We start from the raw sequence: 10859 nt of genomic DNA, 5'->3' as shown, positions 1-10859 counted from the left end.
GACTATGGTGTACGTGTAAATGATTACTCTTCCGATAATGCTCGTACAATCTGTTATGGCAATGTATCGGATGAAGCAAAGCGCTTGATGGAAGCGTGTTCCCTTGGATACGAAGAGTGTTTACCAAAAATTTATGCTGGTATGACAGGGATTGAGGCTGACCGGGTGATTCGTGAAGCGTTTAGAAAGTATGGAGTAGATGAATATTTAGTAGAAGTGAGTGAAGGTAGAACTGGTGCCCATGCGACAGGTATGGACCCTGAAGAGGATATTCCAGAAATCGGACCAGGCTGCGCTAATGTTCTGGAAGAAGGACAAACCTTTGCTTATGAATTGTCCCTAATTGTTCCAGGAATCGGAGGCGTTCGTACAGAGGATCAAGTAGTCGTTCGTAAGAACGGGCTGGAGCCGCTTCATACATTCAATCGTTTCTTGTATGTAGAGTAATCGGTACATGCCCTTAAAATAATGAAATCCCCCTTATAAATAAATATGTGGACACAGATTATCCTTTAAAATGTACACTTAAACCATTTTGTATATTTTGATTTTGGTAATGGTGATTAATCTGTGTCTATTTTTTTAAGTAATCACTTACAGGAAGCAGACCTAGTTGCATTAATAGGGATAACATTATAAGGAGAGAATCCAGATAGGTGAAACTCAATGTATAATAATATTTATGGCTTATTTCTTGTCTTATTTTCGGCCTCTTGTTTCGGTATAATGGGTATTCTCGCAAAATTTGCTTATGCAGCTAATATTAGTATAGGTACTCTCTTATTTTTCAGGTTTTTCCTTGCAGCAGTATTATTTTGGTCCTGGATACTGTATAAAAAAATTTCTTTTCAATTGCAGGTTAAACAAATTTCCATTTTATTTATCATGGGGACTGGAGGTTATGCTATGATGGCAATTCTCTTGTTCACATCATTTTCCTTAATGCCAGTCTCTTTAGCTTCTACAACATTTTACTTATATCCATTATTTGTAATGATCTTAAATAGTATATTGGCCAAGCAATTGTTTGAAAAATCCCATATAGCGACTATTCTATTTTCCTTAATTGGGCTTTACTTCGTGCTTGGGGCAGATTTTAATCAAATTAATATAATTGGTTTGATAGCTAGTTTCGGTTGTGCCGTTTTGTATTCCATTTATATCATTCTAACAGAAAAAATCCAAGGTGATATTAATCTATTTATTAGTTCGGCTTTTGTGACCAGCTTTGCAGCCATTTCAATATTAATATTTTCCATGATTAGACAAGATTTCACACTGAATTTTCACTCTTCAGGGTGGTTTTCTATATTAGGTATTTCATTTTTTTCAACTTTTTTAGCTATCCTTACTTTTGCGATGGGAATAGAACGTATTGGAAGTTCAAAGGCAGCTCTGCTAAGCATTCTTGAACCAATAACAACAGTGTTGCTGAGTTGCTTATTGTTTCAAGAAAACTTAGGACAAACGCAAAAATGGGGAATCTTTCTCATCTTATTAAGTGCTTTGTTAACTAATGTCAGTTGGAGAAAAATGAGGTTAACAAAAAGGCTTGAAAAATCAATTCCTTAGAGAGGGGGAGAGCATTTGGAAATGGTGGTGCCAATTTCAAGAAGGTTAGATTATGTTCAATTGAAGCTAGCTATATTAAGAGAGTATTTGAGCGAAAAGAAATATGATGCCGTGCTTTTACAAAGAGAGGCTAACATTTCATGGCTAACTAGTGAGGTACTTAACGAATTTCCTTATAATTTGCTACTTGAAAAATTTGCTTTCCTTGTTACTAAAGATCAATTTTTTCTTATTGCTAACAATCCTGAATTATTGCGCAATATTGTAGAAGATATAGCTGGCATGCAACTAAAGGTAGTTCCAATTTCTGTTTTCGGAAGTATTGAAAAGGAAGTAGATCGAATAATTGGTAGTGAAAAAGTAGCTTCTGATACTGAGATTGGTATTTTTCAGACAGAAACCTTACAACTAGAAGAACTTCGTTTTTCAATATTAAAGTAAACAATTCCGAAACCAAGGAGATAAATTAACTAATTAAAAAGAGAGTTTTGAAAGCATTTACATTCTTTGGTCTGTAGACAAATTATAATAGGAGGAATACCAGCATGGCTTATTTCGATAGTGTAAAACAAATCCAGTTTGAAGGAGCGAGTTCAAAAAATCCTTTAGCGTTTAAGTACTATAATCCACATGAAAAAACAAATGGAAAATCAATGGAAGTTAAATTTTGAAAAATGGCGGCTTAGGCAAAGGTGGATTAAACTTCGACGCGAAGGTGAGAAGAGGATCGTTTGAAGTAGAAGATCTTTTCCATACACACATTGCAGGTATGGATGCATTTGCCATCGGTCTAAAAGTTGCGAACAAGCTGATTGAAGATAAAGTGCTTGATAGCTTTATTGATGAACGCTACAGCAGCTACACGAAAGGAATTGGCTTAGAGATTGTTGAAGGCAGTACAAACTTCCGTGAATTAGAGGAATATGCTCTTCAATTAACAGAAATTAAAAATCAATCAGGCAGAACTGAGCGTTTAAAAGCATTGGTTAATCAGTATATTCTTGAAACTCTTTCAAGCGTGAGTGTCTAATCTACTATTAAATATAAACAAAAAGGTGTGCTGGAAGTTAAACTCCAGCACATTTTTATAGGGAAGGATGAGTAAGGATGAAGTATGTAATTGGGGTTGACCTTGGAACCAGCGCAGTCAAGATCCTCCTAGTTGATCAAAATGGTGAAGTATGTCAGGAAGTATCTAAATCGTATCCATTAATAATAGAAAAGTCCGGTTACAGCGAACAAAATCCTGAAGAATGGGTTAAAAAAACAACAGAGGGATTAGCTGAACTTATTCAGCAATTTAATATGGATGGAATAAACATTATTGATGGCATGATGAACAAGATAAAGTATTCCGGAAGGGTCATAACCCAAAACGGGTTCTTCAAATTTGTTATAGACATAATAAGACTCATTCCCATCATCAAATCCATCATGATTGCAATAGCCGTACTTAAGAAAAAGACCAAGAAAAAAAGAACCAATATTTTCATGCAAGAAGCATCTCCTGTTTATCTCATACATCATACGTTTACCGAATATTTTTCTCTTTTTATAAGAAAGTAATTCAAGAAAGATTAGAATTTCGCGGAAATTATATTTTGTTGATTTACGTAAAATTATTGTATTTCTCTATGTAATCGATTACAATAATGTAAAAGAAACAATGAAAGGGAAAGAAATTCATGGTTAGAATTGCAGATGTTGCAAGAATGGCAAATGTTTCAACAGCCACAGTATCCCGAGTGATAAGTAATGCAGGGACTGTAAAAAAAGAAACAGCTGAAAAGGTCTTGGAAGCAATAAAGAATTTAAATTATCAACCAAATATGCTGGCAAGACAATTGAGAAGATCTGAAACAAAAACTATTCTTGTTGTTGTTCCTGACATAACCAATACTTTTTTTTCTGCGGTTCTGCGCGGAATTGAATCGGTTGCAATAGAAAAAGGATATCAGGTGCTTCTTGGAGATGCTCGAAACGTTGTGGAAAGTGAAGCCAGTTATTTGACTATTTTAGGTCAGAAAAAAGCAGATGGTTTGATTTTATTAACAGCAAGGACAGATCAAAAGATATTAGAGGAATTATCCCAGGATTACCCTGTGGTATTGGCATGTGAATACTATGAGGGCTCCCAGCTGCCTACGGTTTCAATTGATAATGTTAGCAGTGCAAGAAAGGCAACAGAATATTTAATTAGCTTAAATCACAAGAGAATAGGACATATCTGTGGACCCTTGAATGTAGTAGTTGGCCGAGACCGATGTAAGGGATTTCATCAAGCGATGGCAAAACACGGCCTATCCGTTGATCCAAGTTTGGTACAAGAAGGCGAATTTTCTTTTGAAAGTGGATTTAATTTAATGATGAAATTTTTGTCACTAGAGAATCCTCCTACAGCCATTTTTGCCGGAAATGATGAAATGGCAATGGGAGTAGTTAAAGCCGCTAAATCTAAAGGTGTTAGAGTTCCTGAAGATTTATCTGTTGTTGGCTTTGATGATATTAAATTTGCATCTATCTTTGAACCTGCCCTAACAACGATTGCCCAGCCAACGTTCGTTATGGGGCAAAAAGCGATGCATTTACTGCTAAGAATAATTAATAATGAAGAATTAGATAATAAATATCAATTTATTCTTCCTGATAAACTGATTGTCCGTGATTCATGCAAAGAACTTACCATAGAAGGATAGTTCTTTCTTTTTTGTTAGAAGCTAAAAAAATAAAGATTTATATGAAAAGCAAAAGGGAGTAATTCTTGAAAAGGGATTGCTCCCTTTTGCTGGTTTATTACAGTATGGGGAACGATTTTGAATCATTCCAGAACAGATTTTGATGCCTACTTACAAAAAAGAATCAGGGAAGTTAAAAAAATATTGAATTATATTCTGTAATCGATTACAATAAGGGTGTCGAAAAAAAGAGAAGAAATTCATATTTGCTCAATAACAAATAGAAATTTTTTTCGACCAAAATGTAATCCATTACATTTTGAGGTTCGATTACTAAATTTTCATTATGAATATTACACTAATTTCAATATCTCTATTCATTCTATTTCATTTCTATTTTGATATTAAGTGTAATCGATTGCATTTATATATTGCGTTCTACTCGTTACCCGGCTCTAAAAAAATTAATATTTGGAGGATGAGTTAAGATGAAAAAAATAAAAGTAGGAATCATAGGTACAGGTTTTATTGGACCTACACACATTGAAGCAATCAGAAGACTTGGATTCGTGGAAGTCGTAGCATTAGCCGAGACGAGTCAAGAACAAGCGGAAAGAAAGGCAGCTGAACTTGGAATTCCGAAAGCATACGGAGATTACCGTGAAATGCTGCGTGACAGCGAAATTCAGGTAGTTCATAATTGTACCCCAAACCATGTGCACTTTGCGATCAATAAAGAAATTATTTTAGCAGGTAAACATGTGATCTCAGAGAAACCGCTTGCGATGAATAGTGAAGAATCAGCGGAATTGTTGGCATTGGCTCAAAAACAGGGTGTCGTACATGGTGTGAACTTTAATTACAGACAGCATGCAAGTGTACAAAACTTAAGAGCGAAGATCGCTAACGGTGACTTTGGGAAAGTGAATTTGGTACACGGAAGCTACTTGCAGGACTGGTTATTGTATGAGACGGATTATAACTGGCGTTTAGCACCGGAAGTGGGCGGAAAATCACGGGCTGTAGCAGATATCGGTTCCCATTGGTGTGATACTGTTCAATTTGTAACAGGTAAAAAGATTGTAGAAGTATTTGCTGATTTAGCAACTGTTGTTCCAGTAAGAAAGAAGCCTAAAGGAAACGTAGCTACTTTTGGCGCACAGACAACTGAAGATATGGAATATGAAGATGTTCCAATCAATACAGAAGACTATGCATCCGTACTCGTTCGTTTCGAGGATGGCTCACGAGGAGTATTTACCGTTTCCCAAGTAAGTGCAGGCCGAAAAAATCGACTAAGTTTTGAGATTAATGGCAGCAAGAGTTCTGCATATTGGAACCAAGAAGAGCCTGAAAAATTATGGATGGGGCACAGGGATAAGCCGAATGAAATCCTGCTTGCCGATCCAGCACTCTTCTCACCGGAAGCAAAATCAGCCATCCATCATCCTGGCGGACATAATGAAGGCTGGCCGGACGCTCTGAAAAATATGATGTTCAATGTTTATACGTTTATTCGTGAAGGCAAAGATCCTCTCCAGGATAAACCGAATTTCGCCACATTTGAAGACGGTCATACTTCAATGGCGATTACGGATGCCATTCTGGAAAGTCATGAACAGCAAAAATGGGTGAAGGTTCGTGCGGATAAGGAGGCTATAGTATGAAACTAGGTGTGTTTACAGTTCTATATCAAAATCTTCCTTTCGAAGCCATGTTAGATAAATTAGCCCAAATAGGAGTAGAGGCCGTTGAGTTAGGAACCGGTAACTATCCAGGGAATAGTCATTGTAATCCCGATGAATTGTTAGGGAATCCAGATAAAATCAAATCGTTCCGACGGGCGATTGAAAGCAGGGGACTAACCATCAGCGGACTAAGCTGCCATGGCAACCCTCTACATCCTAATGTAAAGACTGCCAAAGAGGCGCATGATGTATGGAGAAAAACGGTTTTATTGGCTGAACAGTTAGAGGTACCAGTTATCAATGGTTTTGCTGGATGTCCAGGGGATCATCCGGGTGCCAAGTTTCCAAATTGGGTGACCTGCTCTTGGCCTCCAGAATATGCAGAAGTCTTAGAATGGCAATGGAATGATATCGTTATTCCGTACTGGAAAGAAGAAGCGAAATTCGCTGAAATGCATGGGATTGATCAAATTGCTTTCGAAATGCATCCGGGATTTGTTGTCTATAATCCGGAAACACTACTAAAACTAAGAGAACAAGCAGGAGTGAACATCGGAGCCAACTTCGATCCAAGCCATTTGGTATGGCAAGGAATCGACCCAGTCGAAGCTATTAAAAAATTAGGCAGGGAAAATGCAATCTTCCATTTCCATGCGAAAGATACGTATTTAGACCAGGCAAATATTAAGGTGAATGGTGTTCTTGATACCAAGCATTACAGTAAAGTGTTGGATCGCTCTTGGACATTCCGCTCTGTCGGATATGGCCATAATGAAAAAATGTGGAAGGACATCATCAGTACACTTCGGGCTGTAGGATATGATTACGTTGTTTCCATTGAACATGAGGATATGCTTGCGTCTACCGATGAAGGTTTAATGAAAGCCATCACACTGTTAAAAGGAACGTTGTTTAAAGAGAAAGTATCGGAAATGTGGTGGGCTTAAGTAGGAGTTAATCTTCCTCTTAATCCCCCAACATTATAAAATAGAGGTGTTGAAAATGAAAACGGTTTTAGGTCAGGAACGTACTCTTGGCGGCCTTCCTATGGGAGTGGTTTGGGGATTTGTTGCAACATTAATTTTTATGGCTGGTGACGGTCTTGAACACGCATGGTTGTCTCCGTATCTTATCGAAAAGGGTCTGACCGTTCAACAATCTGCTACACTTTTTGCTGTTTATGGAGCCATATTGGCTATTGCCTCTTACTTTTCAGGTGTACTCACCGAGATGTGGGGACCAAGGAGAGTAATGGTTATCGGTCTTGTTACTTGGTTAATCGGTCAGGTTCTATTTATTGAATATGGTTTAAAGTTAAACAATTTTGCTATTATGCTCCCTACTTATGGGATTCGTGGTTTAGGTTATCCTTTATTCTGCTACTCTTTCTTAGTGTGGGTTACTTATCGCAGTCCAGAGCGGATTTTGGCAACAGCTGTAGGTTTGTTTTGGGCGGCTTGGAGCGGCGGGCTTTATGTTGTGGGAAGTTATTTCCCTGCCTATATGCTTCCAAAAATCGGTTATATCGGGTTGTTGTGGAGTGCAGTAGCATGGGTATTGGTCGGAGGAATTGTTGGTCTTATTGTAGTAAAAGGTGATGTAAAAAAGGAACAAAAGGGAGATCCAAAGGAAAAGCTCAAGAGCTTAATGAGTGGATTCACCATTTGTATCGAACAGCCAAAAGTGGCGATCGGCGGCGTGGTCCGGATTATCAATTCTACTGGGATCGGTTCCCTGCCAATCTTTTTCCCGATGTACTTGAAGTCGAATTATGGATTCACCACTGAACAGTTTCTGCAAATGTGGGGAACCATGTGGTTTGCAAATATTATCTTTAACCTAATCATTCCTTACATCAGTGATAAATGGTTAGGCTGGCAAAAAACGATTCAATGGCTTGGCAGCTTCGGTATGGGCGTCATGTTATTAGTTATGCTTTACACGCCGCAGGTTTTTGGCAGCAGTTTCTTAGCTTTGAATATTGTCGGTATTCTAATGGGGATTACTCTTTGTGGTTTCGTCCCACTTTCAGCTCTTGTAGCATCGCTGGCTCCTGAAAATAAAGGGTCTGCGATGGCGATAGTAAGTTTTGGTGCAGGGATGTCCTACTTTATCGCACCGGCAATTGTTGGAGCATTCATCGGACTTATTGGTGTTCATGGCGTTATGTGGATTTTCGCAGGCATGTATTTCCTTGGTGCTTATTTAATGAAGTTTATGAAGCTTCCGTCTGAAGAGAAACAGGATGAAAGATTTCTACAAGAGAAACATGCGGGTTAAGCAAGCAGAGTTTAAAACGAAACATAACCAAGGAGGATGAAACGATGATTATTATCCATGCGAATATCAAGGTAAAAGCGCGATTTCGCGAAATATTTCTAGAAGAGGCCAGACTTGTAACGAAACCTTCTCAAGCAGAGTCTGGAAATATCAGTTACCATTACTATGAGGATCCGGAAGATGCGAATAGCTTTATCTTTGTAGAGAAATGGAAGGATGAACAAGCGATCGGGCGGCATGAGGAGACCCCTCATTTTAAAAGATTCATTAAGGCTGTTGAACCGATTGTCTCAGAACCGATCCATGCAGAATTATTTGAGTCTTCATTGAAAAATTAATTAGTTGGACAAACATAAGGATTAACTCCACCGAGTATCGGTTAGAGTTAATCCTTATTTGATAACTTTAAGCAACGATTTAAACGTAGATTATACTGTCTTACTACCTAGAAAGGAATGGATAAAACATGAATCTAGAATTAAAAAATAAAACTGTGCTTGTGACCGGCGGTAGTAAAGGTATTGGGAAGGCTATTGCGATGGCGTTCGCGGAGGAAGGCGCAAACGTTATTATTTGTGGACGAGGTGAAGAGGCTTTGAAAGAAACATCCGCTGAGATTGAAAAGATGGGTGGAAGTGTGCTTGCTGTTCAAGCGGACTTAACGAAACAAGCCGATGTGGATCATCTTATTTCTACTGCCGTTGACCGTTATAAGACCATTGATATTCTCGTTAACAATGCGGGAATCGCCAGTGGATTTGATGACTTTGAATCATTGGATATAGACCAATGGCAACATTTATTTGATGTCAATCTTTTTGGAGCTGTACGTGTGACAAAAGCTGTGATTCCCTATATGAAAAAAACAGGATTAGGCCGTATTATTAATATTTCATCTGAATCAGGTATTCAACCGGACGCGTTCATGCCTCATTATAATGCTTCCAAAGCTGCACTGATTAATTTTACAAAAAGCCTATCTAAGGCGTATGCTGCAGATGGAATCCTTGTCAATACGGTTTCGCCAGCGTTTATCATGACACCAATGCTGGAGTTCTTGTTAAAAGATAACGCAGCGAAGCTGAATATAAGTTATGAGGAAGCAATTCAGGAATTTTTAAAGGAAAATCGTCCGCATGTCGAAGTGAAACGGCCAGGGACGGTCGAGGAAGTCGCTTCTGCTGTCGTTTATCTTGCATCTAATAAGGCTTCTTTTATTAATGGTGTAAACCTTCGAGTTGATGGTGGCTCCGTTGCGAGCCTCTAAGTTAACTTCCTTAGATATGAATCATCTTCATATTGAATCAATTAGGCGGATCTATTCATGGGGACAGTATAAGGAAAAGTTTTTCCTTTTGACCATATGATCAATCAGACATAGATTTAGTGAACAATTTGTGACATTCTGTGACAATATAAATTTAGAGGTTGCATTTTAGGGTGTAATCGATTACAATAATTCATGTAAGCGATACACAATCTATAATTATTGTCAGGTGATATTTTTACTAGAAATAAAGAGAGATGAATCATTTTTATCTTAGAAACAAGCAGTTCATCTGTAAGAAAAAATGTAATGGATTACATTTTGTTTGATTAATTAGGTATCGTAAATGATACTTAAAATACTGTTTTGTCTGAAAGTTAGAAATGATACTTTTAATAAAAATGTAATCGATTACTATTCTGGAGGTGAGTTTGCTTCGATTTATCTACTATGAAATATGGCACACTAACATATATGGGGGTAATCACATGAAATTAGGTTATCAAACAAATACTTGGGGCGGCGTAGTTGGTCATCCAGCGGGTGTTACTTCTGTTAAGGATTCTTACTACCTTGCTTATGGATCAACAGAAGAGGCATTAAAGGATATTTCCGAAGCTGGCTATGATGGCTTTGAAATCTTCGATGGCAACTTGATGGAATACAAAGATAAAAAAGATGAGTTTTTAAAATTGATGAACGAGCATTCTTTAACTTTGGTTGGTGTTTATACAGGCGGGAACTTTATTTTCCCTGATATTTTAGAAGAAGAATTAATAAAAATCGAAAGTGTAGCGGCATTCGCATCAGAAGTAGGGGCTGAGCATCTTGTTGTCGGCGGCGGAGCTGTACGCACAAACGGCATCCTTGAAAGTGATTATACCGCTCTTGGTAATGCACTTAATAAAGTGGTAGAAATTGCTAAAAAATATAATCTTATTGCAAGTTATCATCCTCATTTGGGAACGAACGTTCAGGCTCCTGAACAGTTAGATAAATTAATGCCATTAACAACAATTAATCTTTGCCCGGATACGGCGCATATTGAAGCCGGCGGTGGAGATCCTGTTGCGGTAATTAGAAAATATGTAGACCGCATTAAATATGTTCACTTTAAAGATTATGCAAATGGAGAGTTTTTACCTCTAGGCGAAGGTCATCAAAAATTTGATGAAATGGTTAAAGCGTTAGAAGAGGCAAACTATGATGGCTGGATTACGGTAGAGTTAGACAGCTACCCAGATCCGAAGCAAGGGGCAAAAATCAGCCGCAGCTATTTAACTCAATTTGAAAAAGTAAATCAAGCATAATAAGTTACATTCATTAGGAATAGCAAAGACTTCATTAAAAACCAAGAAGATAATTATGGGAGGATAC

At 37.8% G+C, this 10859-nt stretch carries 11 protein-coding genes and 2 pseudogenes; all 13 read left to right on the top strand.

Annotated elements, in window-relative coordinates; all coding sequences use genetic code 11:
* Positions 1-447, top strand: a 447-nt coding sequence (locus tag AB7942_RS04820) for a M24 family metallopeptidase (protein ID WP_369446013.1), incomplete at its 5' end; no start/stop codon positions are given.
* A 219-nt stretch (positions 448-666) separates the two neighbouring features.
* Positions 667-1572 (top strand): DMT family transporter, encoded by a 906-nt coding sequence (locus tag AB7942_RS04815; RefSeq protein ID WP_369446012.1) that lies wholly within the window; start codon positions 667-669, stop codon positions 1570-1572.
* 15 nt (positions 1573-1587) lie between these two features.
* Positions 1588-2013 (top strand): hypothetical protein, encoded by a 426-nt coding sequence (locus AB7942_RS04810; RefSeq protein WP_369446011.1) that lies wholly within the window; start codon positions 1588-1590, stop codon positions 2011-2013.
* A 104-nt stretch (positions 2014-2117) separates the two neighbouring features.
* Positions 2118-2243 carry a hypothetical protein gene (locus tag AB7942_RS04805; protein ID WP_369446010.1) on the top strand — a complete coding sequence of 42 codons (126 nt, stop codon included), beginning with the start codon at positions 2118-2120 and terminating at the stop codon, positions 2241-2243.
* Positions 2237-2602, top strand: a pseudogene (locus AB7942_RS04800) (xylose isomerase); the annotation flags it as partial. The gene AB7942_RS04805 and the pseudogene AB7942_RS04800, both read left to right, overlap by 7 nt.
* Positions 2603-2679: 77 nt before the next feature.
* Positions 2680-2937, top strand: a pseudogene (locus tag AB7942_RS04795) (FGGY family carbohydrate kinase); the annotation flags it as partial.
* 320 nt (positions 2938-3257) lie between these two features.
* The gene (locus AB7942_RS04790; RefSeq protein ID WP_369446009.1) at positions 3258-4268 is read left to right on the top strand and encodes a LacI family DNA-binding transcriptional regulator; all 1011 of its coding nucleotides are present in this window, start codon (positions 3258-3260) and stop codon (positions 4266-4268) included.
* Between the two features lie 467 nt (positions 4269-4735).
* On the top strand, positions 4736-5914 hold the full coding sequence (locus tag AB7942_RS04785; protein ID WP_369446008.1) for a Gfo/Idh/MocA family protein: 1179 nt from the start codon (positions 4736-4738) through the stop codon (positions 5912-5914).
* Entirely contained in the window at positions 5911-6882 is a 972-nt protein-coding gene (locus AB7942_RS04780) for a sugar phosphate isomerase/epimerase family protein (protein ID WP_369446007.1), read from the top strand. The genes AB7942_RS04785 and AB7942_RS04780 overlap by 4 nt, the downstream gene beginning before the upstream one ends.
* Positions 6883-6937: 55 nt before the next feature.
* On the top strand, positions 6938-8215 hold the full coding sequence (locus AB7942_RS04775) for an MFS transporter (RefSeq protein ID WP_369446006.1): 1278 nt from the start codon (positions 6938-6940) through the stop codon (positions 8213-8215).
* A gap of 44 nt (positions 8216-8259) precedes the next feature.
* Positions 8260-8553, top strand: coding sequence for a putative quinol monooxygenase (locus AB7942_RS04770; protein ID WP_251565813.1), 294 nt, complete (start codon positions 8260-8262; stop codon positions 8551-8553).
* 128 nt (positions 8554-8681) lie between these two features.
* Entirely contained in the window at positions 8682-9482 is an 801-nt protein-coding gene (locus AB7942_RS04765) for an SDR family NAD(P)-dependent oxidoreductase (protein WP_369446005.1), read from the top strand.
* 488 nt (positions 9483-9970) lie between these two features.
* A complete protein-coding gene (locus AB7942_RS04760) occupies positions 9971-10792 on the top strand; it encodes a sugar phosphate isomerase/epimerase family protein (RefSeq protein WP_369446004.1) in 822 nt (273 codons plus the stop codon).
* The last annotated feature ends 67 nt before the right edge of the window (positions 10793-10859 follow it).

This window comes from Neobacillus sp. BF23-41 (assembly GCF_041106275.1).
The sequence above is the reverse complement of the archived record's forward strand: the minus strand, read 5'-3'. Positions and strand labels throughout refer to the sequence as shown.